This window comes from Paenibacillus lentimorbus NRRL B-30488 (assembly GCF_000411595.1).
Classification (GTDB): Bacteria; Bacillota; Bacilli; order Bacillales; family Bacillaceae; genus Bacillus; species Bacillus velezensis.
The window spans coordinates 15,712-41,284 of sequence record NZ_ANAT01000033.1 but is presented as its reverse complement, the minus strand read 5'-3'; the positions used below and the strand labels follow the sequence as shown (position 1 = coordinate 41,284).

At 44.8% G+C, this 25,573-nt stretch carries 22 protein-coding genes and 6 pseudogenes; 26 read left to right on the top strand and 2 right to left on the bottom strand.

All coding sequences use genetic code 11. The features are described 5' to 3' along the window. Positions 1 to 13: 13 nt before the first annotated feature. From tuaE to D368_RS16715, 5 genes and pseudogenes are all read left to right on the top strand, one after another. Positions 14 to 1,501, top strand: coding sequence for a teichuronic acid biosynthesis protein TuaE (gene tuaE, locus D368_RS16735; protein WP_128574995.1), 1,488 nt, complete (start codon positions 14 to 16; stop codon positions 1,499 to 1,501). Continuing rightward, positions 1,498 to 2,178 (top strand): teichuronic acid biosynthesis protein TuaF, encoded by a 681-nt coding sequence (gene tuaF, locus D368_RS16730; protein ID WP_101562491.1) that lies wholly within the window; start codon positions 1,498 to 1,500, stop codon positions 2,176 to 2,178. Before tuaE ends, tuaF begins: the two co-directional genes overlap by 4 nt. Before the next feature lie 23 nt (positions 2,179 to 2,201). Then, positions 2,202 to 2,960 (top strand): teichuronic acid biosynthesis protein TuaG, encoded by a 759-nt coding sequence (tuaG, locus tag D368_RS16725; RefSeq protein ID WP_031379258.1) that lies wholly within the window; start codon positions 2,202 to 2,204, stop codon positions 2,958 to 2,960. A gap of 19 nt (positions 2,961 to 2,979) precedes the next feature. Next, positions 2,980 to 4,176, top strand: coding sequence for a teichuronic acid biosynthesis protein TuaH (gene tuaH, locus D368_RS16720; RefSeq protein WP_128574994.1), 1,197 nt, complete (start codon positions 2,980 to 2,982; stop codon positions 4,174 to 4,176). 132 nt (positions 4,177 to 4,308) lie between these two features. Beyond that, a pseudogene (locus tag D368_RS16715) lies at positions 4,309 to 5,379 on the top strand (glycosyltransferase family 4 protein); the annotation flags it as partial. A gap of 94 nt (positions 5,380 to 5,473) precedes the next feature. Here the strand turns inward: D368_RS16715 and D368_RS16710 are convergent. Beyond that, positions 5,474 to 6,649, bottom strand: coding sequence for an LCP family protein (locus D368_RS16710; RefSeq protein ID WP_071392366.1), 1,176 nt, complete (start codon positions 6,647 to 6,649; stop codon positions 5,474 to 5,476). A 4-nt stretch (positions 6,650 to 6,653) separates the two neighbouring features. Further along, positions 6,654 to 7,300: pseudogene (locus tag D368_RS16705) on the bottom strand (YigZ family protein). 221 nt (positions 7,301 to 7,521) lie between these two features. Here D368_RS16705 and degS point away from each other — a divergent pair. The 21 genes and pseudogenes from degS (at position 7,522) to secA (ending at position 25,553) form a co-directional block, all read left to right on the top strand. Beyond that, positions 7,522 to 8,685 (top strand): two-component sensor histidine kinase DegS, encoded by a 1,164-nt coding sequence (gene degS / locus D368_RS16700; RefSeq protein ID WP_003151385.1) that lies wholly within the window; start codon positions 7,522 to 7,524, stop codon positions 8,683 to 8,685. Between the two features lie 76 nt (positions 8,686 to 8,761). Continuing rightward, complete coding sequence (gene degU / locus D368_RS16695; protein ID WP_003219701.1) at positions 8,762 to 9,451, top strand: two-component system response regulator DegU; 690 nt, start codon at positions 8,762 to 8,764, stop codon at positions 9,449 to 9,451. A gap of 97 nt (positions 9,452 to 9,548) precedes the next feature. After that, positions 9,549 to 10,397 (top strand): DegV family protein, encoded by an 849-nt coding sequence (locus D368_RS16690; protein ID WP_003151387.1) that lies wholly within the window; start codon positions 9,549 to 9,551, stop codon positions 10,395 to 10,397. Between the two features lie 106 nt (positions 10,398 to 10,503). Beyond that, positions 10,504 to 11,889, top strand: coding sequence for an ATP-dependent helicase ComFA (locus tag D368_RS16685; protein ID WP_128574993.1), 1,386 nt, complete (start codon positions 10,504 to 10,506; stop codon positions 11,887 to 11,889). 57 nt (positions 11,890 to 11,946) lie between these two features. Then, positions 11,947 to 12,231 carry a late competence protein ComFB gene (gene comFB / locus D368_RS16680; protein ID WP_017418816.1) on the top strand — a complete coding sequence of 95 codons (285 nt, stop codon included), beginning with the start codon at positions 11,947 to 11,949 and terminating at the stop codon, positions 12,229 to 12,231. A gap of 5 nt (positions 12,232 to 12,236) precedes the next feature. Further along, positions 12,237 to 12,926 (top strand): phosphoribosyltransferase family protein, encoded by a 690-nt coding sequence (locus D368_RS16675; protein ID WP_198863951.1) that lies wholly within the window; start codon positions 12,237 to 12,239, stop codon positions 12,924 to 12,926. Between the two features lie 73 nt (positions 12,927 to 12,999). Continuing rightward, a pseudogene (locus D368_RS16670) lies at positions 13,000 to 13,418 on the top strand (TIGR03826 family flagellar region protein). Between the two features lie 69 nt (positions 13,419 to 13,487). Further along, positions 13,488 to 13,753 (top strand): annotated as a pseudogene (flgM, locus tag D368_RS16665) (flagellar biosynthesis anti-sigma factor FlgM). A 14-nt stretch (positions 13,754 to 13,767) separates the two neighbouring features. Beyond that, on the top strand, positions 13,768 to 14,250 hold the full coding sequence (locus D368_RS16660; RefSeq protein WP_003151394.1) for a flagellar protein FlgN: 483 nt from the start codon (positions 13,768 to 13,770) through the stop codon (positions 14,248 to 14,250). Positions 14,251 to 14,265: 15 nt separating this feature from the next. Then, positions 14,266 to 15,783, top strand: coding sequence for a flagellar hook-associated protein FlgK (gene flgK / locus D368_RS16655; protein WP_015387629.1), 1,518 nt, complete (start codon positions 14,266 to 14,268; stop codon positions 15,781 to 15,783). A gap of 11 nt (positions 15,784 to 15,794) precedes the next feature. Then, positions 15,795 to 16,712 carry a flagellar hook-associated protein FlgL gene (gene flgL / locus D368_RS16650; protein WP_003151396.1) on the top strand — a complete coding sequence of 306 codons (918 nt, stop codon included), beginning with the start codon at positions 15,795 to 15,797 and terminating at the stop codon, positions 16,710 to 16,712. 89 nt (positions 16,713 to 16,801) lie between these two features. Continuing rightward, positions 16,802 to 17,371, top strand: a complete 570-nt coding sequence (locus D368_RS16645) for a DUF6470 family protein (RefSeq protein ID WP_007407476.1) — start codon at positions 16,802 to 16,804, stop codon at positions 17,369 to 17,371. A 29-nt stretch (positions 17,372 to 17,400) separates the two neighbouring features. Further along, positions 17,401 to 17,832 carry a flagellar assembly protein FliW gene (gene fliW / locus D368_RS16640; RefSeq protein WP_060657507.1) on the top strand — a complete coding sequence of 144 codons (432 nt, stop codon included), beginning with the start codon at positions 17,401 to 17,403 and terminating at the stop codon, positions 17,830 to 17,832. Next, positions 17,826 to 18,050 carry a carbon storage regulator CsrA gene (csrA, locus tag D368_RS16635; protein WP_003151402.1) on the top strand — a complete coding sequence of 75 codons (225 nt, stop codon included), beginning with the start codon at positions 17,826 to 17,828 and terminating at the stop codon, positions 18,048 to 18,050. Before fliW ends, csrA begins: the two co-directional genes overlap by 7 nt. Before the next feature lie 144 nt (positions 18,051 to 18,194). Then, a complete protein-coding gene (locus tag D368_RS16630) occupies positions 18,195 to 19,181 on the top strand; it encodes a flagellin N-terminal helical domain-containing protein (RefSeq protein WP_007407474.1) in 987 nt (328 codons plus the stop codon). 248 nt (positions 19,182 to 19,429) lie between these two features. Further along, positions 19,430 to 20,949: pseudogene (locus D368_RS16625) on the top strand (flagellar hook-associated protein 2). A gap of 19 nt (positions 20,950 to 20,968) precedes the next feature. Continuing rightward, the gene (gene fliS / locus D368_RS16620; RefSeq protein WP_003151407.1) at positions 20,969 to 21,370 is read left to right on the top strand and encodes a flagellar export chaperone FliS; all 402 of its coding nucleotides are present in this window, start codon (positions 20,969 to 20,971) and stop codon (positions 21,368 to 21,370) included. Continuing rightward, on the top strand, positions 21,370 to 21,714 hold the full coding sequence (fliT, locus tag D368_RS16615) for a flagella biosynthesis regulatory protein FliT (RefSeq protein ID WP_071392359.1): 345 nt from the start codon (positions 21,370 to 21,372) through the stop codon (positions 21,712 to 21,714). Before fliS ends, fliT begins: the two co-directional genes overlap by 1 nt. Before the next feature lie 9 nt (positions 21,715 to 21,723). Beyond that, entirely contained in the window at positions 21,724 to 22,101 is a 378-nt protein-coding gene (locus D368_RS16610; RefSeq protein ID WP_003151412.1) for a DUF8042 domain-containing protein, read from the top strand. Between the two features lie 194 nt (positions 22,102 to 22,295). Continuing rightward, positions 22,296 to 22,862 (top strand): ribosome hibernation-promoting factor, HPF/YfiA family, encoded by a 567-nt coding sequence (gene hpf, locus D368_RS16605; RefSeq protein ID WP_003151413.1) that lies wholly within the window; start codon positions 22,296 to 22,298, stop codon positions 22,860 to 22,862. A gap of 166 nt (positions 22,863 to 23,028) precedes the next feature. Further along, positions 23,029 to 25,553 (top strand): annotated as a pseudogene (gene secA, locus D368_RS16600) (preprotein translocase subunit SecA). Positions 25,554 to 25,573: the final 20 nt, after the last annotated feature.

Here is a 25,573-nt window from a genome sequence, read left to right as displayed (position 1 = left end):
AGGGGTTTGCCATGTGAGTATCAAACGTTCAGCGGCACATGTTCTTGTGCTGCTTGCCGCTGTCATTACAGGAGGATGCATCATGCTGGGGGCGGTCAGGGCGGATGCCGGCTTCGGAAAAATCACCGTGCTGCTGCTTGCCGCCATGATCGGCATTGCCGGACTTGCTTTGCTATCCGCCTTTACAACAAACGGTCAGATGTTTATGGGGCTCATTTATATACTGATCGCGTGTACATTTTTAAACCAGGCCTTCTTTGCGGTTCATCTCGGATTTTTCAGCTTATTTATATACCGGCTGTTATTAATCGGAGCGGGCGCCCTTCACATCGCCGGCACCCTGACAAACCGTCATCATATTGACAGATGGAATCGGGTGAATGTAAAAGGGGTTCTGATGTTTTTCGCCTTATGGTTTACATACGGTCTCCTATCGTTATTGTGGGCAAAATCCGTGACGTACGGGATTAAATATTTAGCTTTAATGGGAATGGGCATGTTTTTGATTTATCTTATTGTCATGTTCATTCAGCGCTTTGATCAGCTGATGGTTTTTTACGGCATATGGCTTGGGATGACCATTTTTGTGATGGCGATCGGCTTTTACAACCATTTTACACACAACCATCTGCCGAGCTCCACGCTTTATAACGGCCCGCAGTACAAACAGCATTATCCGACGTCCGTTTTCTTTAATCAAAATGATTTCGCGACGTTTTTGTGCATCAGTTTCTTTCTGTATGCGGCGGCGGTGAAAAATATGAAAAACGGCTATGTGAAGGCCGTCAGCCTGCTCTTTGCGATCTGCGCTTTGTATTTAATCATTTTGACCGGTTCGCGCGCGAGTCTGCTGGGCATATGCGCGGGGGCGGCTGTATACGTCTTCATCCTGCTGCCTTCCGTGTTGAAAAAATTCGCGCTGTACGCTGCGGGAGCGGGTGCTGCGCTGTTTGCGGTTTTATTTGCGGGCCGTATCACCAATGCCGTCTTGAATCTGTTTTCAGCTCCGCAGGCGATGCCGGGACAGCAGCCGCTTCCTTCCAACCTCGCCAGGGCGAATCTTTTAAAGAACGCCTTTCACTATGTGATTGATTCCTGGGGGTTCGGAGTGGGTGCCGGAAATGTCTCTTACTATTTAAAAGCGGAGCCCGTTTATGATACGGGCGGCGTAGTTGAGGTGCACAACTGGCTCGTCGAGATTATGGCGAACTTCGGCGTGCTTACGATGCTCGGTTACCTGACAGTCTATTTGTTCCTTTTTTGGACACTTTATAAATGTCATGAAAGAAAATCGGAAAATCAGTCAAGACTGATCACAGAAGGACTTATCACGGCAATGGCCGGTTTTTTGGTAAGCAGCATCAGCCCAAGCTCCGTATCAAATTTATTTTTCCACTGGGTATTTCTCTCGCTCGTGATCGCGGCGGTCAATATATTGAGGCGTTTACAAAAGGAGTCTGCCGTCACGGCGTACTATGAAAAACAGGGAGATGCGAGATGAAGGATATGTTGACAAGAATAACCCGGCGTATCAAAAAAAATATCATTTGGATCATTGCGCTGCCCGTTGTGTTAGGAACGGCGGGATATGTATTGCCGTCAAAAATAAGCGGAAACAGCAGTTTTACATCAGAAGCCGCGATCGCCGCGGGAAATTATGATCATCCGCTTTATAACAATACAAAAGAAATCCCGCTCCTTTTGACGAGCGATGCCTTTTTAAAGCAGGCTCTGCCTGATAAAACAGACGAAGAAAGAGCGGCCGTGAAAAGTAAACTGACTGTCGAAACACAATCAGATTCATTGATCACGGTCAGCTACAGCGGCCAAAACAAACAGGAGACCGAATCGGTGTTTCAAGCCGTCATAACAACTTTTCTGAAGAATGATCAGGACCTGTTTGAAAAACGGGCAAAAGTAGTGCGGCAGAGTATTGCTGCGCTTGAAGGAGAAACCGTCAGCGCGGACGCCAAAGTGGATAAGGAACGATTTTTATACGAATTGAAAAATACGCAGCTGAACCTGAAAGCGGCCGGCGTCATCAATTCAGAGCCGATGAATGAAACGGCGGGACAAGGCATGCCGCCGAAAAAGAAAGCGGTTCTGGGCGTTTTAATCGGCATTGCAGTTGCCTTTATGTTCATTGTCATTCCGGAGTTTTTTAGAGAGTCCTTGTAAAAATCTGCGATGGAGATGTGACCATGACAAACTGGAAACCTTTCGTATCTGTCATTACACCGTCTTATAACGCAAGTGAATATATCGAAGACACGATTCAGTCCGTTTTACATCAAAGCCACCGGCATTGGGAAATGATTATCGCGGATGATTGTTCAACGGACGGAACGAGAGATATTTTACGGCAATATGAACAAAAAGATGAGCGGATCCGCGTCGTTTATTTAGATAAAAACGGGGGAGCCGCGGCTGCCAGAAATACAGCCCTTAAACATGCCAAGGGCCGTTATGTCGCATTTCTGGACAGCGATGACAGATGGAAAAAGGAAAAGCTTCAAAAACAGCTTGCGTTTATGGCAGAGCGGTCCTGCGCTTTTTCATTTACGGGCTACAGCGTCATGGAGCAGGACGGAACGCCGACGGACAAAACGATTCAAGCCCCTGAAAGCCTGTCATATGATGAAGCTTTAAAAAACACGATTATCGGATGTTTAACGGTTATGATTGACAGAGAGCAGACGGGGCAGATTCAAATGCCTGATATCAGAACACGGCAGGATTTAGCGACATGGCTTTCCCTGCTGAAAAGGGGATTTACGGCTTACGGCCTGAATGAGTGCCTTTCAGAATACAGGCTTGTGCAGAATTCGATTTCAAGCAACAAGTGGAAAGCCGCAAAAAAAACGTGGTTTGTTTATAGAGAAATTGAGCGCCTGCATTTTATCAAGGCTTCGTGGTGTTTTATGCAATATGCGAAAAACGCGGTCTTGAAAAGACTGTAGGCGTCAGAGGAGCTGGGTGATGAAGGTGGAACCGATTATTCACGTAATCGTCGGAGCGGCGGAATGGGAGCATGACCGGCTGAGATACAGACGGCACCGGCTGGCTGAATTTCTCGCCCGGCAAAAAGAAACGAAAAGCGTCATTTGGGTATGCCCGTCCCCGCGAGCCAATGATGGTCAGATGGCCGGGATCGCCGAGGGAATCCGGCAGTTCACTGTAAAGGATCTCATGCAGCAAAAAGCATTCCGTTTCGGCAGGTATACAGACATGTGTTACAGGCATAAACTTTCACCATTGTTGCACATGCTGAAGGAAGAAGGAGAAGGGGCCCGCTGCTGCTTATGGTACACCTTCCCCGGTTTTCCGCTTCTGGCAGATCTGTTTCCTTGGGATGAAGTGATTTACGATTGCAGTGATCTGTGGGCCGCTCCGATCAGCGGCCGTGCTAGTGTGCTGTCAAATGTAAGAAGAAACATCATTAAACAGGCTGAAATGAGAATCATTCAGCGTGCCGATTCCATCACCTGCACATCTGACTGTCTGCACCGGGAGGTCGGAAAAAAGCTGGAGAACCCGCACCAGAAAGTGTTCACCATTGAAAACGGAGTGGAATATGACCTGTTTTCACGAGAAAATAAACAGCCGGATGAAGACATTTTACGGGGAAGAAACGGAACGGTTCTCGGTTTTATCGGCGGAATCAAACCGAAGCTCGATTTCGCGCTTATGGCGGAAACGGCAGATGTGCGGCCTGACTGGACGATTTTATTGGTAGGCCCGAACACGGCTCAGGACGATCCGGATTTCGAGTCGCTTCTGGAACGCCCGAATGTCATCTGGACGGGACCTGCCGCGCCGATTGAAGTGCCGTCCTATATGCAGCTTGTCGACATCGGCATCATGCCGTATAAAAATTCACCTTATAATGACGCGGTATTTCCGCTTAAGCTTTTTGAATTTTTAGCCGCCGGGAAACCGGTTGTCGGCTGCAACCTTTCTTCTACGTCAAAAATCAAAAGGCCTCACGTTTATGAATATGTTGAAGGGAGCGACCCCGCAGATTTCATCGCGGCCTGCGACGCGCTTCTGGCAGCGGACCGCAGCGGATCATATGAGGCTTTGCGCCGTGAATTGGCCCGGGGACGGGATTGGAATGTTTTATTCGGCCGAATGCTTGAATGCACGGGTATATTGAAAAATGCGCAATCCCATTAAAAGGGAAAGCGCATTTTTTGATTTGCGTGTTTCTTTTTGATGATGCTTGTTATAATAACTAGTAAGAATTATAATGGAAGGAACGGTTCAATATCAGAAAAGACTTCATATAATTCCAAAGGAGACTTCTTTATGCTTGACGAACGCATGTTTCGCATAGTTGTTGCGTTTTTTGTCTCTCTGCTAACGGTTTTAATCCTAACTCCTATCGTAAAAAAAATTGCGATCAAAATAGGTGCAGTTGACCAGCCCAGCAACCGAAAAGTACATGATAAAATAATGCCCCGTATGGGCGGCTTGGCCATCTTTATCGGCGTAGCGGCGGGTGTGCTCGCGGCCGGCATATATAATGAAACGAAAATGACCGCCATTACGGTGGGTGCGTTTATTATTGTTATTTTAGGAATTCTTGATGATAAATACCAATTAAGCGCAAAGGTAAAGTTTTTCGTCCAGCTGGCCGTGGCCATTATGATTGTGAGCACGGGACTGAAAATGGACTTTTTCTCCGTACCGTTTTTAACGGAACGTTTAGAATTGGGATGGGTCGCTTACCCGCTGACAGTGTTATGGATCGTCGGTATTACGAATGCGATGAACCTGATTGACGGTTTGGACGGACTCGCTGCCGGCCTGTCGGTCATCGGACTCTCCACTATCGCCGTTATGGCGTTGTCCGGAGGGAAAATCCTTATTCTGTCACTTTCACTTGTCGTGATAGGAAGCACACTCGGATTTTTATTTTATAATTTTCACCCGGCAAAGATATTTATGGGAGATACCGGATCGCTCTTTCTCGGATACGTCATCTCAGTACTCTCATTATTAGGTCTTTATAAAAGTGTTACTTTATTCAGTATCATCATTCCGATCATCATTTTGGGCGTGCCGATTTTTGATACGACATTCGCCGTCATCAGGCGGATTTTAAACAAACAGCCGATCTCAGCGCCTGATAAGTCACATATACACCACCGGCTGATGGCCTTCGGGCTGTCACACCGCACGGCTGTCATTATCATTTATTTAATCGGCTTTATTTTCAGCGTCAGTGCCATCCTGCTGAAAAGTGCGACCATATGGCTTTCGCTGTTTATTATTTTTGTATTGATTGTATTTATGCAAATCATAGCAGAGGTCACAGGGTTAGTAAATGAACAATTTAAACCATTTACCAAGTTTTACAAAAGATTGGTAAAGAAAATTAAAAAGAGCAGATCATGCGAATGGTCTGCTTTTTTGCTATTCTCTTATTATATAGAAAAACCCGATCCTGCTCAAAGGATCGGGTTTACTCTTAATAGCCTGTTGTGCCGCCGGACTGTGTGCTGTCTGTACCGTTTGCACCTGCAGTACCGTTGGTTGAATCGGTTGTGCCGCTTGTTCCTGTGCTGCCGGAAGTCGAATCAGTCGTACTGTCCGTTCCGGTGCTGTCAGAAGCGGGATCGGACGCCGTGCTGCTTCCGGACGGGTAATCCAGGTGCTTCTGCAATTCCTGCCGTACTTTTTCGAGATTGGCTGGATCCGGCTGGAAATAATATGTTCCGCGCGTAGTTGCGGTTCCGCCTAAATATAAATCTGATCCTGTTATGGTCAGTGTATCAATCTTTTTGCTGGTAAAGCCGCTGTAAATCTGCTGAAGAGCGAGTCCTTCAGTGATTCGGATATTCGTTTGGACGTTATTGCTCGCTGTTTCAGCGATTTTATCGATTTTAGCAATATTTCCAGCTCTTGACATTTGGTCGATCAGTGCGTTTAAGATTTGCTTTTGGCGGTCATTCCGGCCGAAGTCTCCGCGCTTATCCTGCTTTCTCATCCGCGCGTAAGCCAAAGCCTGCTCACCGTTCAAATGCATGTTTCCTTTCTTGAAATAGATCCGTTTCTTTTTACTGACGTCACTCATCTCGTCGAAGTCAAACGGCACTTTTACATCGACCCCGCCTACCTCATCAATAACATCCTTAAAGCCATTGAAGTCGACAGTGACATACTTATCAATCGGTATGCCTAATAAGTCTTCGACGGTTGAGACGGTTTCATCCGCTCCGCCCTTAGCAAAAGCCGCATTGATTTTTGTTTTGTTACCGGTTGTGTCACCGGCAAGCGTCACCCGCGTATCACGCGGAATACTCAGCATTTTCATTGTTTTATTTCTCGGATCAAGGGTAACGACAATAAGAGAATCTGATCGTCCGCCTTTTCCGCTGGTGGCATAATTTTCGATCCCCATAAACAAAATGGAGAACGGTTTTTTCTTCATATTGATGACTTTATCCCGCAATTTTGATTTGTCTCCGCGGGAAAGGGCATCATATGCATTATCTGCCGCATTAATCGTTTTGTATACTTTGTATCCGCCAAATCCGGCAGCGACTAACAAAACGAGGGTAAGCAGCAGCAAAATCCGTTTGAATATGATCTTTCGTTTGCTTTTCTTTTTCTTTCGAACACGCACTCTTACACGTTCAGCCATTACATTAGTCTCCTTTAGGGCTGACGTCTGTTTCTAAATACGTCAGTTCTCCCTCTGTATTCTTACTCTTGCCGTTCGTCAGTTCTGTCATCCATTTTAGAAACGCTTCTTTGTCTTTTTCTTCAACGTACGTTTCAAATTCGACATGATCCGCATAATGGATATCTTTCAGTAAAAAACTGATTCTCTCAGTTCGTTCTCTATCTTGCCGAGCCACGTATAATCCGCTGATGTATGCATAATCCGCATCAGCTTCCGCTCCGTAACTCCTATATGATTTAAGCCTTCAGACACTGACTTCCCATATGCACGAATCAATCCGCCTGCACCGAGCTTTATTCCGCCGAAATACCGGGTAACCACCGCGCAGGTATCTTTCAGACCGCGTTTTTTCAGCACTTCCAGCATGGGGACGCCGGCTGTGCCGCTTGGTTCTCCGTCATCATTGGCCTTTTGTATATGGTCGGTTTCGCCGATCAGATAAGCTGAGCAGTTATGAGTCGCATTCCAGTGCTGTTTTTTTATCTTTTGTATAAATTCCTGCGCTTCCTCTTCAGAAGCAGCACGGCTCAGGTGACAGATAAAACGTGATTTTTCAATCACAATCTCATGTTCACCCGCTTCTTTAACAGTTAAATAGCTGTGCAGCATGATTGCTGGACCCTCCTGACAAGCATTAAAAGACTTGTTTCTACAAATTCGAACAGACTTTAGAATTTTTGCGCATATTTTGGTATCATGAAAGAGTAAGATACTATATAAAAATGTTTTTTCTAGAATATACGCATTCTTTCATTATAATTCGACATAAATTGCAGTTCAATTACATTTATAATAAAAATACATAACAACACCGTTACGGAGGGAGACAGATGAACAAATCGAAGATGGACTCCAAAGTTTTGGATTCTATACTTATGAAAATGCTGAAAACCGTGGACGGGAGCAAGGACGAGGTTTTTCAAATCGGAGAGCAGTCGCGCCAGCAATATGAGCAGCTGGTTGAAGAACTCAAACAGATCAAACAGCAGGTGTACGAAGTCATTGAGCTGGGCGACAAACTTGAAGTTCATACGCGGCACGCACGAAACCGCTTGTCTGAAGTAAGCAGAAATTTCCATAAGTTCAGCGAAGAAGAAATTCGCAACGCCTATGAAAAGGCGCACAAACTTCAAGTGGAACTGACGATGATCCAGCAGCGTGAAAAGCAGCTGCGGGAGCGCAGAGATGATTTAGAACGCCGGCTTTTGGGGCTTCAGGAAATCATTGAACGGTCAGAATCATTGGTCAGCCAAATAACCGTCGTTCTGAATTACCTGAATCAAGACCTTCGCCAAGTAGGGCTTCTTCTTGCCGATGCGCAGGCTAAACAAGATTTCGGCTTAAGAATCATCGAAGCCCAAGAGGAAGAAAGAAAAAGAGTTTCCAGAGAAATTCATGACGGTCCCGCGCAGATGCTGGCAAATGTCATGATGAGATCGGAATTAATTGAACGGATCTTCCGCGACCGCGGCACGGAGGACGGATTTCAGGAAATCAGAAATCTTCGGCAGAATGTGCGGAATGCCCTTTACGAAGTCAGAAGGATTATATATGATTTAAGACCGATGGCATTGGACGATCTCGGGCTGATTCCGACACTGAGAAAATATCTTTATACAACTGAAGAATACAACGGAAAGGTGAAAATACATTTTCAGTGTATCGGAGACACGGAGAACAAAAGGCTTGCCCCGCAATTTGAAGTGGCGCTTTTCCGTCTCGCTCAGGAAGCCGTCACAAATGCACTCAAGCATTCAGAATCAGAGGAAATAACAGTAAAAGTGGAAGTAACCGCTGATTTTGTCGTTCTTATCATTAAGGACAACGGAAAAGGCTTTGATATTAAGGATGCTAAACAAAAGAAAAACAAGTCATTCGGCTTGCTGGGAATGAAAGAAAGAGTAGATCTGCTTGAAGGAACGATAACGATAGACTCTAAAATAGGTCTTGGGACATTTATCATGATTAAGGTTCCGTTATCTCTCGGCCTATAATTTGTTAAATAGAGCCAAAAGACATATTGACCGAACAGCGGCGTATATAGAACAATAGGATAAGGAGGCGTAGCGTGTGACTAAAGTAAATATTGTTATTATCGACGACCATCAACTATTCCGTGAGGGTGTAAAAAGAATATTGGATTTTGAACCTACCTTTGAAGTGGTAGCAGAAGGTGACGATGGAGATGAGGCGGCTCGAATCGTCGAGCATTATCATCCCGATGTTGTCATAATGGACATCAATATGCCGAATGTAAATGGAGTAGAGGCTACTAAACAGCTTGTTGAGCTGTACCCTGAATCTAAGGTGATTATCCTCTCCATCCATGATGATGAAAACTATGTGACTCATGCTTTAAAAACAGGTGCAAGAGGCTATCTCCTGAAAGAGATGGACGCAGATACTTTAATCGAAGCAGTGAAAGTGGTAGCCGAGGGCGGTTCTTACCTTCACCCGAAAGTAACCCACAATCTTGTCAACGAATTCCGCCGTCTTGCGACAAGCGGAGTTTCTGCTCATCCTCAGCATGAGGTTTACCCGGAAATCCGGAGACCATTACATATATTAACGAGACGGGAATGTGAAGTGCTGCAAATGCTTGCAGACGGAAAAAGCAACCGCGGAATTGGTGAATCATTGTTTATCAGTGAGAAAACAGTGAAAAATCACGTGAGTAATATTTTGCAGAAAATGAACGTTAATGACCGGACACAAGCCGTTGTCGTAGCCATTAAAAACGGCTGGGTAGAGATGCGTTAGTCATGTATGAGAAGACTTGCCATAATAGGCAAGTCTTTTTTTACAGCTTCATATCTATTAAAATACTTATTAAGTACTTAATAAGGCAGGTAAAGTGATGAAGATTGCAGTTGTAACAGACAGTACAGCATATATTCCGAAAGAGATGAGAGAAGAACATCATATTCATATGATCCCTCTTCAAGTGGTTTTCGGTGAAAAAACATTTCGCGAAGAAACAGAACTCGACTGGAGAAGTTTTTATAAAGAAGTAAAAAATCATGATGAGCTGCCGACTACGTCCCAGCCTTCTTTCGGTGAATTAATCGCATTGTACGAAGAACTGGGCAAAACATATGACGCAGTCATAAGCATACATTTGTCCAGCGGAATCAGCGGAACTTATAACAGCGCCGCCTCGGCAAACACTATGGTTGATCATATTAAAGTTTATCCCTTTGATTCAGAGATCAGCTGTTTGGCGCAAGGTTTTTATGCATTAAAGGCAGCACAGCTCATTAAAGACGGTGTTGACTCACCGGAAGAGATTATAAAAGAGCTGGAAGAAATGAAAAAAACAGTCCGTGCGTATTTTATGGTGGACGATTTATCACACCTCCAGCGGGGCGGGCGTCTAAGCAGTGCTCAGGCTTTTATCGGCGGTCTGTTAAAGGTAAAGCCTATTCTTCATTTTGACAATAAGGTAATTGTTCCTTTTGAGAAGATTCGGACACGCAAAAAAGCGATTTCGAGAATTTTTGAGCTGTTTGGGGAGGATGCAAGTAAAGGAATCCCGATGCGGGCCGCTGTCATCCATGCAAACAGGGAAGAAGAAGCGGCGGATATTATACAGGAGTTAAGCGGTAAATATCCTCATGTCGAATTCTATAACAGCTATTTCGGTGCCGTGATCGGAACCCATCTGGGCGAAGGCGCCATCGGAATCGGCTGGTGTTTTAAAAACTAAGTGAAAATCTCCGTTTTCAAGGGCGGAGATTTTTTATTATTAAATTTTCGTGATTCGACAAAAAAATTTCCGGCAGGCATACTTTGAGCAGAAAGGAGGCAGGGAGATGTCCGAAGGTGCTTCAGAATTTTCAGAGGTGCGGGATTTCTTTTACGGCCGGCATTTATTGAGATCTGAGATACCGTTTTCAGATCAGCGCATCAATCGTTTTATAGAAAAAGAGTATATAACGGCCGAGCCGTCAATCATCCGCCGGAAAAACCGTTACGTCTGCCAACGATGCGGTCAGTCTGATCAAGCCTGCTTTGCGGCATTTTGGGCGCCCTCTGCCAAGAGGCAGATTACCTATTGCCGTGCCTGTGTCATGATGGGAAGGGCTGATGAACTGACATCATTATATTTTTGGAATCAAGCCCCTGAAAACAGCTGGGAGCCTGTAAAGCTTTCTTGGGAAGGAACACTGACAGACGGACAGAAGCAGGCCGCCGCCGCGCTTACAGATGCGATAAAAGAGAGACAAGAGCTGTTAGTATGGGCGGTTTGCGGATCGGGGAAAACAGAGATGCTGTTTCCTGGTATCGAGTTTGCCCTGAATCACGGTTTGCGCGTCTGTGTCGCGACTCCGCGTACAGATGTCGTACTTGAACTGCTGCCGAGACTGAAAAAAGCATTTGAGAAAGTCGACGTTTCTGCTTTGTACGGCAGCAGCGAGGACAAAGGCCGCTTGACTCCGCTGATGATTTCAACCGCTCATCAGCTGATGCGCTACCGAGACATTTTTGATGTCATGATAATAGATGAAGTAGATGCGTTTCCTTTTTCAGCCGATGAGACATTAAGGTTCGCTGTTGATAAAGCGAGGAAGAAAAACAGCGCCCTTGTTTATGTAACGGCAACTCCTTCAGACACATTAAAAAAGAATGCTGAAGCCGGTTTGCTGAAAAGCGTTCGCATACCGGCCAGATATCATCGGAAACCTCTCCCGGAGCCGCGTTTTTTGTGGTGCGGCAATTGGAAGAAGAAGCTTCAGAAAGGAAAACTGCCGCGCTCTGTAACGGATTGGGTCCGCCAAAAACTTCAATCACAGCTGCCGGTTTTCTTATTCGTTCCGTCTGTACACGTATTGAAAAAGACAACGGATTATTTTCAGAAATTAAACGTAAGGGCAGAGGGCGTGCATGCGGAAGACACATTCAGAAAGGATAAAGTGAAACGGTTCAGAGACGGCCTGCTTGACCTGCTGGTAACGACTACGATTTTAGAAAGAGGGGTTACCGTGCCCAAAGTTCAGACATGTGTCCTCGGCGCAGAAGCACCTATCTTTACTGAGAGCGCGCTCGTACAGATCGCGGGCAGAACGGGAAGGCATTATAAACATTTCAGCGGTGATGTCGTCATGTTTCATTTCGGAATGACAAACGGAATGAAAAAAGCAAAAAAACATATAGAACATATGAACAAATTGGCACAAAAAAGTAAATTGTTGGACTAGTTAATTTCAGAAAACGTGATACAGTATACTCATACTTTCCTATGAGGAGCTGTCAGCATGCTTGTCAATTCTAAAGAAATCATATTAAAGGAACTTCTCGACCGCCATATGCCTCAGCTTCATATGAAATGCACATGCCGGGTATGCAAAAATGATGTACTGGCACTTTCATTAAACCGGGCTGAGCCGGCATATGTTACAGATAAAAAGAAAGTTGCTTATGCAAAAGCGGAGATAGTTGATAAACAGAAAAATACGGCGCTGCTTGTCATTCTGGCTGAATCAGCCGCGATTGTTTCGGTTAATCCAAGCGAGTTCTGTGAAACTCGGGAAGGAGCGTAATATCTCTGAATTGTTTATTGTGTGACTCACCAATTTCAAGTTCATTGACTTGGAGATCTTTGTTTTCTCTGGCGCCCGAGCAAGAGGTATGCACCATATGCAGCAGCCGATTCGAAAAAATTGAAGGCCCCGTATGCAGTATATGCGGGAGGCCTCAGGAGTCAAATGAAAAATGCGCTGATTGTGCGGCCCGGAAATCAAAAACGGAAAAGCGCTTTTTGCTGCGGCAAAACCGTTCGGTATATTTGTATAATGATGCGATGAAGGACTCATTGGCCCGGTTTAAATTCAGGGGTGATGCGAAAATCATTCAAGCATTTGAACGTGACTTTGCTGCCGGCTTTAAAGCGGCATATCCATCAAATACACATACTCTCATCCCTATTCCGCTGAGCGGCGAACGGCTGGCGGAACGCGGATTCAATCAATCCGAGCTGCTGGCCTCTCTGCTCGGAATGCCCGTCATTTTCCCCCTCATCCGACTGAACAATGAAAAACAATCCAAAAAGAGCAAAACAGAAAGGCTGTCCGCAGAAAAAAAGTTTTCAGCAGCCGAAAACTCCGCCGAAGGTATGAACGTCATCTTAATAGATGATATTTATACGACGGGCGCCACACTTCACCAAGCCGCCGAAGTCCTGCTGACAGCGGGTAAAGCGTCATCGGTCTCCTCTTTTACTTTAATCAGGAGCTAAATCATTCTTTTTTTCTGCCGATATAATTGATAGAAATATAAGGCAGATTAAAGAAGGAATAGGAGTTAATACGATGGGTGAATTGGCGAATTGTCCAAAATGCAATGCTTTATTTTTTAAAACGAACCTGCAGACCGTGTGCCAGGCATGTATTAAAGAAGAAGAAAAAGCATTTGAAACCGTCTATAAATTTTTGAGAAAGCAGATCAACAGACAGTCGACGATGCAGCAGATCACTGAGGAAACAGGTGTGGATGAAGAGCTGATCCTCAAGTTTATCAAACAAAAAAGGATTCAGATCAGCCAGCTTCCAAATTTGGCATATCCTTGCGAAAGGTGCGGAAATCCGATCAGGACGGGGAAATTCTGCAAGTCCTGTCAGACAGATATTGAGTCACAATTAGACCATATGAACCAAAAAACAGCCGCTGAATTCAAAGAAAAAACAGTACAAAAGACACATACTATGCCTATAATACCAAAAACACCTGATTCCCTAAACTAACTGATAACGCAGTCGATAAAAGAATTAGACTGCGAACAGAAAGCGAGAGGAATCCTATGAAAATCAATCAGTACGGAACACAATCCGTTAATCCATACCAAAAAATTACGAAAAGCAAGCCGTACAAAAAGAGGCTGTAAAGCCGAAGGACAAAGTGGAAATTTCTTCTCATGCAAAAGAGCTTCAAAATGCGTCAGATGCGGTCACTAAAACTCGTCAGGAAAAAATCGCTCAGCTTAAAGCGGATATAGAGAGCGGAACATATAAAATAGATTCAAACAGCATCGCTGAAAACATAGTGAATTTTTATAAAAAGCAATAAAAAGGAGAAAGCCAATGTCAGCAAAGCCAATTATTGATCAACTGAAGCGACTTTGCGCACTGCATGAACATCTGCTCACGCTGTCTGAGGAGAAAACGGAAGCGCTGAAAGCAGGTAAAACAAAAGAGCTCTCCAACATATTGACTAAAGAGCAAAAGTATATTCAGGCAATCGGGCAGACTGAGGAAGAACGAATCAGGTTAACTTCTCAGTTTCTCAGCCGCGGTGAGGACAATACAATTGCTGCATGCATCTCCAGAACTTCAGGCAGTGAAAAACAGGAGCTTGAAGGGTTATTTCACTCTTTGTCTGCGCTTCTTGACCGTCTGAAAGAAGTGAATGAGATGAACAAACAGCTCACGATTCAGGCTTTACAATTCATCTCCGGGGCATTCGATATGATCATGCCGGGTGAAAAAGAGAATATGAATTATAAAGAGCCGCAAGCGGCGCGCAAACCTGTCAGCCGTTTGACATTATTCGATTCAAAAGCTTAGAACGGAGGATTTTCAATGCCATCGACTTTTATGGGGCTCGAAACAGCAAGGCGTGCATTGAGTGCGCAGCAGACTGCATTGAGCACAGTTTCAAATAACGTTGCAAATGCAAATACAGAAGGATATACGAGGCAGCGCGTCACATTACAATCGACGAGTCCTTATCCCGCAGTATCAAAAAACAGTGATCTGACGGCCGGCCAAATCGGAACAGGAGTAAAAGCCGGTTCAGTTGAGCGCGTCAGAGACAGTTTTTTAGACTATCAGTACAGAACTGAAAATACAAAATTAGGGTACTATACAGCCCGTTCCAATTCATTGTCGCAAATGGAAGGCGTCATGAAAGAGCTTGACAATAACGGATTAAACGGATCGCTCAGTTCGTTTTGGAATGCCCTTCAGGATCTGGCGACGAATCCGGAAAATACGGGAGCGCGCTCAGTTTTGCAGGAGCAGGGGAAATCTCTTGCCGAAAGTTTTAACTATATATCTACCTCTTTGACTAACATTCAGGGTGATATTAAAAAGAACCTGGATAACACAGCGGATCAGGTCAATTCCATTCTCAATCAGCTGAATGACCTTAACAATCAAATAGCGGCAGTTGAGCCGAGCGGTATGCTCCCTAATGATTTGTATGACCAAAGAGACAGATTGATTGATCAATTATCTTCTATGGCAAATATAAAAGTTTCATATAATAAGTCGGGCGGACATGCCTTGGCGACTGCTGAGGGCACGGTTAACGTCGAATTGCTGAATGGAAACAACAATTCTCTCGGTACGCTGCTCGACGGTAACACAAAAACAGTTTCAGAAATGAAAATCAACTACGACAAGGACAGCGGACTCGTGTCGAGTGTGTCAGTCGGCAGCAGTACGGTCAATGCGGATGCATTTACCGGAAAAGGCTCACTTTTAGGTCTTATTGAATCATACGGCTATATGTCAAACGGAGAAGAAAAAGGTCTTTATCCTGAAATGCTGACGGCTCTTGACAATATGGCGCTATCCTTTGCTGACGCGTTTAATGCAGTTCATGAAAAAGGGAAGACCTACACAGGCGAACAGGGTGCAGCATTTTTTGATTTCAGCGGCGGTGAAGCGGTGCCGGCAAAAGGTGCGGCAGCGAAAATAAAAGTCAGTGACAAAATCCTTGCGTCTACTGATAATATCGCAGCGTCGTTAAACGGAGAAAAAAGTGACGGCACAAACGCGACAAATCTAGCAGCCGTACAGAACAGCAAGCTGACTATTAACGGTGAAACCACTACAATTAATGATTTTTATGAATCCCTTATCGGAAAGCTGGGCGTTAATTCACAAAAAGCGGCCAATCTTATGAACAACTCTGAAAGCAACACCCTTTCAGCCGATGAACGGAGACAATCAGTCAGTGCAGTGTCTTTAGATGAAGAAATGACAAATATGATTCAGTTTCAGCACGCTTATAATGCGGCTGCGCGGATCATAACGATGCAGGATGAAATATTCGATAAAATTATTAACGGTATGGGCACCGGAGGAAGATAGGAGATAAGTAAATGAGAGTAACTCAAGGGATGATCGCAAAAAATTCTCTTCGATTTATCGGCTCAAGTTATGACAAGCTCGATCGGCTTCAGCAGCAAGTGTCTACGGGGAAAAAAATCACGAAAGCTTCTGATGATCCGGTCGTCGCAATGAAGGGAATGCAGTACCGTACTCAGCTTGCGCAGGTAAACCAGTATCAGCGGAATGTTTCGCAAGGTTTTACATGGCTGGAAAACTCGGAATCAAGCGTAAACTCGGAAACGGATATTATGGGGAAAATCCGGGATTTGATGGTTCAGGCGAAAAGTGATTCGAACGGTGAAACAGAATTGAAAGCAATCGGTACAGAAATCGGCCAGCTGAAAAAGCAGCTCGTTTCTGTCGCGAATACTCAGGTAAACGGACGTTATCTGTTTAACGGAACAAATTCAGACGTCCCGCCGATCACTGAAAATGCCGACGGCACATATACGTACAACTATGAGAATTATACCGGTGCTTCGGATGTTAACATCAACATCTCAAACGGAGCAGTGCTGAAAGTGAATTCTGATCCAAACTCAGCTTTCGGTGGCGTCGCACAAAATGGAGATAATGTATTTGAATTTCTCAACTCCTTAGAAGCTTCTTTAAGCAAAGGCACGCTGTCCGAAGCAGATTCAAATCAAATTCTGTCAGATATCGACGGTTTTACTGACAAAATGAATGCTGAAAAATCCAATATCGGGGCACGCACAAACCGGTTGGAACTCATTCAGACAAGATTGGAATCACAAGCGGCAACCGCTGAAAAAGTATTGTCGGATAATGAGGATGTAGAAATGGAAGATGTAATTGTTGATTATTTATCTCAACAGACGGTTCATAGAGCAGCGCTGTCAGTGAATGCGAATATCATTCAGCCGTCACTGATCGACTTCCTGAAATAATATAACTATCGTCTTCAATATATAAAAAAAGCGACTCACAACAGGGAGATCGCTTTTTTACTAAAATACTATAAACAGGAGGGATCTCTGTGCAGATGCCGAGATTGATTATTGACAGTGTGCCTGCTAAAATCGGTATAACCTTTCAAAAGGAAGAAATCGAGATGGAACAGCCGCCCGCTGACCTGGAAATCGAGCAGCCGCCGGCAGAGCTGAACATTGAAAGCACGCCGGCCAAACTGACGATTGATCAGACGAGGGCGTGGGAGAACTTGAATCTCAAATCATTTGAAAAGCTGAACGCTGAAGCCGCTCAAAAAGGTGCTGAAGCCTGCAGCGAGTTTATCGCAAAAACAGTCAGGGAAGGGAAGGAAATGGCGGCTATCGAAAAGAAAACGGGCAATGTGATGGCCCGGCAGGCAGCAGATGTCAGGCCGCCCGATCCATTCGGCGAATTCAGCGACTTTCTGCCTGCGCAGTTTCTCGTCGACATTGACTGCATTCCTTCAAAGCTTACGATTGATATTGAAGCCCGCAAACCTTCAATTGAAGCAGCCGTCAATAAACCTGTATGGAATTATACGCCGGGGAAAGTTCAGATTGATATGATGCAAGACCCTAAGGTGACGATTTCGGTTGATGATGGCAACGCAGAATAAAAGATGAAAGTGGTAAAGGATTGTGAAGCATGATAATTAAAACAAAATATCACGGAGAAATCAGAATAGATGAAGGGCAGATTATCTCATTTGAAAACGGCCTGCCGGGATTTAATGAAGAGACTCAATTTGTTGTTCTTCCTTTGTCGGAAGATTCACCGTTTTTGGCGCTGCAGTCTGTGAAACAGGAGCACATCGCCTTTATTGTTGCCAGTCCGTTTATTTTCTTTAAAGGGTACGAATTTGACATTGACCAAGCGACGCTTGAGCTTTTGCACATTGAAGATATAGAGGACGTCGAAGTGATGGCGATTTTAACGCTGGAAGAGCCTTTTGAAAACACGACCGCCAATTTAAAAGCGCCGATTATCGTCAATAAAAAGGAAATGAAGGCGAAACAAATCATTTTACATGATGCTTCCTATGAAACAAAACATCTGATAGGAGGAGGATCATGCTAGTTCTCTCAAGAAAAGTGAATGAGTCCATTCAGATCGGGCCGGATATTGAAATAAAGGTGATCGCTATCGAAGGAGAACAAGTGAAGCTGGGAATTGAAGCGCCTCAGCACGTAGATATTCACCGGAAAGAAATCTACTTGTCGATCCTGGAAGAGAACAACAGAGCCGTATCTTTTAATACTGATTTATTACTTAACTTATCCTCACAAAAAAAGTGAGGATTTTTTTATTTTCAATATAAACAATAGAAGCGGCCATCCGATATATATATTGTAGCCAATGAGAGGAAAAATTTTCTTCGGAAATGACGCTGCGCAAATGCACAAGGACGTGCGAAAAACAATTCAGGGAGGAAATACAAAATGAGAATCAACCACAATATCGCGGCTCTTAACACTAGCCGTCAGCTGAATGCAGGTTCAAACTCTGCTGCAAAAAACATGGAAAAATTATCTTCAGGTCTTCGCATCAACCGCGCTGGTGATGACGCTGCGGGCCTTGCGATCTCTGAAAAAATGCGTTCTCAAATCCGCGGTTTAGACATGGCGTCTAAAAACGCTCAAGACGGAATCTCTCTTATCCAAACATCTGAGGGTGCATTGAACGAAACTCACAGCATTCTTCAGCGTATGAGCGAGCTTGCTACACAAGCGGCGAACGATACAAACACAGATTCTGACCGTTCTGAGCTTCAAAAAGAGATGGACCAATTAGCGTCTGAAGTAACAAGAATCTCTACTGACACTGAGTTCAACACGAAGAAACTTCTTGACGGAACTGCGCAAAACCTGACGTTCCAAATCGGAGCTAACGAAGGCCAAACAATGAGCCTGTCTATCAATAAAATGGACTCTGAAAGCCTGAAAGTTGGTACGACTTATACTGTATCTGGAGATCAAAATACACTTACAGCAACTGACGGAAGCACTGCTACTTGGGCGGATGCAGACGATGCTACAAACAAACCGGCTGGTTATTACGATGCTGGCGGTAAAGTTATTGCATCTGAAAAATTAGCTGCAGATTCTAAAGTAACAAAAGGTATCGACATCTCTTCTTCAGCTAAAGCTGCGTCTTCAGCTCTTACAACAATCAAAACAGCTATCGACACAGTATCTAGCGAGCGCGCTAAACTTGGTGCGGTTCAAAACCGTTTAGAGCACACAATCAACAACCTTGGTACTTCTTCTGAGAACCTGACTTCTGCTGAATCACGTATCCGTGACGTAGACATGGCTTCTGAGATGATGGAGTACACGAAAAACAACATCCTTACTCAGGCTTCTCAAGCTATGCTTGCGCAAGCTAACCAACAGCCTCAGCAAGTTCTTCAATTGCTTAAAGGTTAATGACGGAAAGATCCTGGTTCTCCAGGGTCTTTTTTATTTCTTCAGCTAACTCCTCCTTCAGCAAGCCAAAGAACCCTATTGACAAAATGAAACATTATATTTTGCAGTTAAATTATTGAAAACCTTTTAATATGACCGATATAAGAATAAGATCATACATTTATGGAGCTGTGATATGATAAACAGTCGGAAACTCACTGTTGTCATAGAGCCGTCTACGACTAAACGCCGAAAAGGAGAGGGTACATATGGTCACAAGAATCACAGGCCTTAATTCCGGTCTTGATGTAGATTCTCTGGTGAAAAAAATGATGGATGCCGAAAAGCAGCCGCTTAATAAATTAAACCAGCAAAAGCAGACGCTTGAATGGAAGCGAGATGCTTATCGGGAAATGAATACCCAGATTGCCGACATGTATTCTACTACATTTAATAATATGCTGATGTCCACAAACTGGAATAAAAAACAGTAACAAGTTCGGATTCCAGTGTCAGCGCGGTGGCCGTCAGTGCTGAGCAGAATATTTCAACGAGCATGTCTGTACAGCAGCTGGCTACGCCGACGACTTATAAATCCTCAGGGGCCATCAATTTCACTTCGGGTCAAAGCCAAACATTGAAATTCAATGTCACAAATCCGGGTGAAACGAAGCCGACTGAGGTAAACGTCACGATCGCCGCAACCGATACGATTGATGATGTGGTCACCAAACTGAACAGCTCGGGTCTCGGAGTGACGGCTTTAAAAGAGAAAATCTCTAACGGCTCGGATTATGTGGACACGATTGCGTTCACTTCCAATAAAACGGGGGAAGGGTTTACCCTTTCAGCAGGTGATGACGCGACCAAAAGCTTTCTGAAAGATCAGCTCGGTTTTGCCGTTGATGATGCAACAAATGAACTGACGGCCAATGCCGAAGGGAAAAACGCGAAGTTTACGTTCAACGGGCTTGAAATGACAAAAACGTCCAATAACTTTACGATCAACGGCATCAAATACACGCTGAACAGCGTGACGGACAGCAATAAAACGGTTACGATTAACAGCACGACGGATACGGACGGCATTTTTAACAACATTAAAGATTTCGTTGATAAATACAATACGTTAATTAAAAGCGCAAACGAGAAGGTGACAGAATCAAAATACCGTGATTATAAGCCGCTAACCGATGAACAAAGAGAAGCGATGACCGATAAGCAGATTGAGCAGTGGGAGGCAAAAGCTAAAAGCGGTTTATTACGGAGTGACAGCACGCTGCAGAACGGTTTGGCGGAGATGCGGCTTGATCTGTACTCAACCGTTACGATTGACGGGAAAAAATATCAGCTTGCCGATTTCGGAATTGAGACGTCTGATAGTTATACGGATCAAGGAAAGCTTGTCATTAAAGACGAAGCGAAACTGAAACAGAAAATTACCGAGAATCCTGCTCTTGTGGCTAAACTGTTTAATGCAGACAGCCCTGATACAGCGAAAACCAAAAACCCGGAGGAACAGGGGATTGCCCGGAGATTAAAAGACACATTAAATAAAATGCAGATTCAAATTTCAAAACAGGCGGGTACGGAAAGCTCGGTATCAACCAGCTTTGCCATTGGAAAAAGCCTGGATGAAATAGAAACAAATATTTCCAGTATGAAAACGAAGCTGGATGACATCGAGACGAGATATTATAAAAAATTCAGCGCACTGGATACGGCATTGGAGAAATTGAACAGCCAATCTTCATATCTCACGTCAATGTTAGGATCTTCAACATCATAACCTTGGAGGTTTTATAAAAATGGCAATAAATAATCCTTTTGCTGCTTATCAGCAGACATCCGTCTTTACAGCCGCTCCGGAAGAGCTGACCCTTATGCTTTATAACGGTTGCCTGCGATTCATTAAGCTGGCAAGGCAGGCGATGAAGCAAAACAACCTTGAAGCCAAAAATGAAAATATCGTAAAGGCGCAAAACATCATTCAAGAGCTCAGCATCACGTTAAACCGGGAGATTGAGATTTCTGAGCAGATGTCATCAATCTATGATTACATCCGCCGCCGGCTGATCGATGCGAACGTGCAGAATAACGGAGAGTTTTTAGATGAAGCGGAAAAGCTCGTTACTGAATTTCGCGACACGTGGAAGCAGGCCATGCAGAGTGAACGGAAAAACAGCCATGGCGCGGGCGGCCTTGCCTGATGAACAGCAATGTCTTTGCTTTGTATAACGAAACGAAGAACATGTACGCCGCACTGAAGGACGCCCCGGAAAGCGACGGTCTCATCAGCAGCGTTACGGCATTTACGGAGAAAAGGGAGGAGATGCTTGCGGGCATAAAGCCGCCTTTTTCCGAAGAAGAAAAAACGCTGCTTCAGCAGGTGGCCGCGATGGACCGTCTGATTACCGGCGAAGTGAAACGGATTCAGGATGGCATCCGAAATGAAATAAAAACGCTTAAGAAAAAACGAATCTACCATAATACGTATTTCAATCCGTATCAGCAAACGACAAGTGACGGCCGTTATTACGACAAACGCAAATAGGTGAGTGTTTTGAGAAGTTTGAACGATTACCATTTGGTGTCAGCCTATTACCAGCTTCTTTTTACGATTGATGAGGGGCTTTGCTACCTGTTGGACACGCAGGATGATTTTTTTAAGACGGAGGGCGAGCGGATTTACAACGATTTGATTCAGGCTTTTTTTCATCTCGATTCCTCTCATGCGCTTCTGCTGTCTATCATTGAGTGCCGATGCGTGGAGACGGCGATCCGCTCATTTGACGAGATCTTTCAGGATTTCAGCATGTTAAATGATTATGATTTCCCGTCCGCCCCTTTTCAGGAGTTTTTAAAAACCATCTTTCTGCCGCATTATAAGCTATGGATGGAGCAGACGCACGACTGTATCAAACCGTATGTTCTTCACTAGACCTGCTGCAAGCGGCAGGTCTTTTGCCTGCGTCCTTTGCATATACTTATAATCCTGCCGGACGCTGCCGGATAAAACCGACACCATTCGTCATCGTTCACCGAATTTACACATTATTTTAACGTTTCAGCAGGGATCAGAAGGGGTAAAAGAGAAATAGTTACATATCCTTAGATAAAGGGAGGCGTTCTTTGATGAACTACAATATCAGAGGAGAAAACATTGAGGTTACACCTGCGTTAAAGGATCATGTGGAGAGAAAAATCGGCAAGCTGGAACGATATTTCGAGCAGAGCGTCAATGCCGATGTGAACGTCAACTTAAAATTCTATAACGATAAGGAATCCAAAGTTGAAGTCACCATTCCGATGACTGATCTGGCGCTTCGTTCTGAAGTGCATAACGAGGATATGTACAATGCAATTGATCTCGCAACAAACAAGCTGGAACGTCAAATCCGAAAGCATAAAACAAAAGTCAACCGAAAATTCCGCGAGCAGGGTCTTCCGAAACATTATTTCGAGAACGGCAGCGCTGCTGATACGGGCGTAGCGGTTCAGGACGAAATTGAAGATGACAGCCCGGAAATTGTCCGTCAAAAGCGTTTTAATTTAAAACCGATGGATAATGAAGAAGCGATTCTCCAAATGAATATGCTCGGACATAATTTCTTCGTATTCACCAACGCGGAGACGAATCTCACAAATGTCGTTTACCGCAGAAATGACGGCAAATACGGATTAATTGAACCGACTGAATAAACCCATCCAGCCTTCCGTGAACGCGCGGAAGGTTTTTCTCTATCTTTATCTGCAAATTCTTTGGAAATAGCAAAAGGTATGTTATGATAATGAGAGGTATACATGGACAGAAAATTATCATTTATTCCATGCAAAATCTGCATGTGAACATAGAGGAGCGTTATAGATGCTTGGGATTTTAAATAAAATGTTTGATCCGACCAAACGTGCGCTGAACAAATACGAAAAAATAGCAAATGACATTGATGCCGTAAGAGGAGATTATGAAAATCTCTCTGACGAGGCGCTTAAAAATAAAACAGCAGAATTTAAAGAGCGGCTTGAAAAAGGAGAAACGACGGATGACCTTCTTGTCGAAGCGTTTGCCGTCGTTCGTGAAGCTTCCCGCCGCGTAACCGGCATGTTCCCGTTTAAAGTGCAGCTCATGGGGGGCATCGCCCTTCATGAGGGGAACATTTCCGAAATGAAAACAGGGGAAGGGAAAACGCTGACGTCTACGCTTCCCGTGTATTTAAATGCCTTGACGGGAAAAGGCGTTCACGTCGTAACGGTCAACGAATATCTGGCGAGCCGTGATGCCCAGCAAATGGGAGAAATCTTTGCGTTTCTCGGGCTTACAGTCGGCCTGAACCTGAATTCGATGTCAAAAGACGAAAAACGCGAAGCTTACGCAGCCGATATCACGTATTCAACGAACAATGAACTCGGCTTTGATTATTTGCGTGACAACATGGTGCTCTATAAAGAACAAATGGTGCAGCGCCCGCTTCATTTTGCCGTTATTGATGAAGTCGATTCAATTTTAGTCGATGAAGCGAGAACGCCATTGATTATTTCCGGACAAGCTCAGAAGTCCACAAAACTGTACGTGCAGGCAAATGCGTTTGTCCGCACGCTCAAGAAAGATCAGGATTATACGTATGACGTCAAAACGAAGGGCGTTCAGCTGACGGAAGAAGGAATGACGAAGGCTGAAAAAACGTTCGGCATCGACAACCTGTTTGATGTCAAAAACGTGGCCTTGAACCACCATATCAACCAGGCTTTAAAAGCCCATGCGGCGATGCAGAAAGACGTGGATTATGTTGTTGAGGACGGCCAGGTCGTCATCGTTGATTCCTTCACCGGCCGTCTGATGAAAGGACGCCGCTACAGCGAAGGTCTTCACCAGGCGATTGAGGCGAAAGAGGGCCTGGAAATTCAAAATGAAAGCATGACATTGGCGACGATTACGTTCCAAAACTATTTCCGTATGTACGAAAAGCTGGCCGGTATGACCGGTACCGCAAAAACGGAAGAGGAAGAATTCCGCAATATTTATAACATGCAGGTTGTATCCATCCCGACCAACCAGCCGGTCATCCGTGACGACCGTCCGGACTTGATCTACCGCTCAATGGAAGGGAAATTCAAGGCGGTGGCGGAGGATGTCGCCCAGCGCTACATGACCGGACAGCCGGTTCTTGTCGGTACGGTTGCCGTTGAAACGTCTGAATTGATTTCTAAACTTCTGAAAAACAAAGGGATTCCGCATCAGGTGCTGAATGCCAAAAACCATGAGCGTGAAGCTCAGATTATTGAAGAAGCGGGACAAAAAGGCGCTGTCACGATTGCGACCAACATGGCGGGACGCGGAACCGACATTAAACTCGGGGAAGGCGTAAAAGAGCTTGGCGGCCTTGCAGTCGTCGGTACGGAACGCCACGAATCCCGCCGGATTGACAATCAGCTCCGCGGACGTTCAGGACGTCAGGGAGACCCGGGCATCACACAATTTTATCTTTCAATGGAAGATGAATTGATGCGCCGTTTCGGAGCTGAACGGACGATGGCGATGCTTGACCGGTTCGGTATGGATGACTCCACGCCGATTCAGAGCAAAATGGTGTCACGCGCCGTGGAATCATCTCAAAAACGTGTCGAAGGAAACAACTTCGATTCACGTAAGCAGCTTCTTCAATATGACGACGTGCTCCGTCAGCAGCGCGAAGTCATTTACAAGCAGCGTTTTGAAGTCATTGACTCTGAAAACCTGCGTGACATTGTGGAAGGCATGATCAAGTCTTCTCTGGAGCGTGCGATTGCCGCTTATACGCCGAAAGAGGAGCTTCCGGAAGAATGGAATCTTGACGGCCTCGTGGAGCTGGTGAATACAACGTATCTTGATGAAGGCGCGCTTGAAAAGAGCGATATCTTCGGAAAAGAACCGGACGAAATGCATGAGATGATCATGGACCGCATCATGACGAAATATAATGAAAAAGAAGAGAATTTCGGTACGGAGCAGATGCGTGAATTTGAAAAAGTCATCGTATTGCGTGCCGTTGATTCAAAATGGATGGATCATATTGATGCGATGGATCAGCTGCGTCAAGGAATTCACCTTCGCGCTTATGCGCAGACAAATCCGCTGCGTGAATATCAAATGGAAGGCTTCGCAATGTTTGAGCACATGATTGAGTCCATTGAGGACGAAGTTGCGAAATTCGTCATGAAGGCCGAGATTGAAAGCAATCTGGAACGCGAAGAAGTTGTTCAGGGCCAAACGACGGCTCATCAGCCGCAGGACGGCGATGAGGCCAAACAAGCGAAAAAAGCGCCGGTGCGAAAAGTCGTAGATATCGGACGCAACGCGCCTTGCCATTGCGGAAGCGGAAAAAATATAAAAATTGCTGCGGCCGGACAGAATAGTCTCGACTGTATGAAGCGAA

Excerpts from the sequence above, each read along its gene's own strand:
- tuaF (WP_101562491.1), top strand. The coding sequence starts at position 1,498 with ATGAAGGATATGTTGACAAGAATAACCCGGCGTATCAAAAAAAATATC.
- tuaG (WP_031379258.1), top strand. The coding sequence starts at position 2,202 with ATGACAAACTGGAAACCTTTCGTATCTGTCATTACACCGTCTTATAAC.
- tuaH (WP_128574994.1), top strand. The coding sequence starts at position 2,980 with ATGAAGGTGGAACCGATTATTCACGTAATCGTCGGAGCGGCGGAATGG.
- D368_RS16710 (WP_071392366.1), bottom strand. The coding sequence starts at position 6,649 with ATGGCTGAACGTGTAAGAGTGCGTGTTCGAAAGAAAAAGAAAAGCAAA.
- degS (WP_003151385.1), top strand. The coding sequence starts at position 7,522 with ATGAACAAATCGAAGATGGACTCCAAAGTTTTGGATTCTATACTTATG.
- D368_RS16690 (WP_003151387.1), top strand. The coding sequence starts at position 9,549 with ATGAAGATTGCAGTTGTAACAGACAGTACAGCATATATTCCGAAAGAG.
- D368_RS16685 (WP_128574993.1), top strand. The coding sequence starts at position 10,504 with ATGTCCGAAGGTGCTTCAGAATTTTCAGAGGTGCGGGATTTCTTTTAC.
- comFB (WP_017418816.1), top strand. The coding sequence starts at position 11,947 with ATGCTTGTCAATTCTAAAGAAATCATATTAAAGGAACTTCTCGACCGC.
- D368_RS16660 (WP_003151394.1), top strand. The coding sequence starts at position 13,768 with ATGTCAGCAAAGCCAATTATTGATCAACTGAAGCGACTTTGCGCACTG.
- flgK (WP_015387629.1), top strand. The coding sequence starts at position 14,266 with ATGCCATCGACTTTTATGGGGCTCGAAACAGCAAGGCGTGCATTGAGT.
- flgL (WP_003151396.1), top strand. The coding sequence starts at position 15,795 with ATGAGAGTAACTCAAGGGATGATCGCAAAAAATTCTCTTCGATTTATC.
- fliW (WP_060657507.1), top strand. The coding sequence starts at position 17,401 with ATGATAATTAAAACAAAATATCACGGAGAAATCAGAATAGATGAAGGG.
- csrA (WP_003151402.1), top strand. The coding sequence starts at position 17,826 with ATGCTAGTTCTCTCAAGAAAAGTGAATGAGTCCATTCAGATCGGGCCG.
- D368_RS16630 (WP_007407474.1), top strand. The coding sequence starts at position 18,195 with ATGAGAATCAACCACAATATCGCGGCTCTTAACACTAGCCGTCAGCTG.
- fliS (WP_003151407.1), top strand. The coding sequence starts at position 20,969 with ATGGCAATAAATAATCCTTTTGCTGCTTATCAGCAGACATCCGTCTTT.
- fliT (WP_071392359.1), top strand. The coding sequence starts at position 21,370 with ATGAACAGCAATGTCTTTGCTTTGTATAACGAAACGAAGAACATGTAC.
- hpf (WP_003151413.1), top strand. The coding sequence starts at position 22,296 with ATGAACTACAATATCAGAGGAGAAAACATTGAGGTTACACCTGCGTTA.